General features: G+C 50.6%; 1 protein-coding gene. It reads left to right on the top strand.

The window, feature by feature from the left end:
* Positions 1–216: hypothetical protein (locus ACR6Z4_RS32250; protein ID WP_479721407.1), on the top strand; the 216-nt coding region annotated here is incomplete at its 5' end.
* Positions 217–476: the final 260 nt, after the last annotated feature.

The raw sequence follows: 476 nt of genomic DNA, 5'->3' as shown, positions 1-476 counted from the left end.
TCCACCCCCACCCTCGGTTTACATCGTCGAAATGAATCAAACGATGCAGTATGGGCGATCGCTAAAACCCCCACCCTCGGTTTACATTGTCTAAGAATCAATCGACGCAGTATGGGCGATCGCCTCCACCCCCACCCTCGGTTTACATTGTCTAAGAATCAATCGACGCAGTATGGGCGATCGCCTCCACCCCCACCCTCGGTTTACATTGTCTAAGAATCAATCGACACACCAGGGGCGATCGCCAAAACCCCCACTCTTGGTTTACATCGTCTAAGAATCAATCGACACACCAGGGGCGATCGCCTCCACCCCCACCCTCGGTTTACATCGTCTAAGAATCAATCGACACACCAGGGACGATCGCCAAAACCCTCATTCTCTCGTTGAGGTGCGTCGATGCCTTACAGCGCAAGGGTTTGCAAGATCAAATTTTGGCAAAACAGGTAATTTTAGCCCCAAAAAATAGGCTATAT

The sequence above is a fragment of the Calyptranema fuscum S582 genome, assembly GCF_055793305.1.
This window is presented reverse-complemented; position numbering and strand designations above follow the sequence as displayed.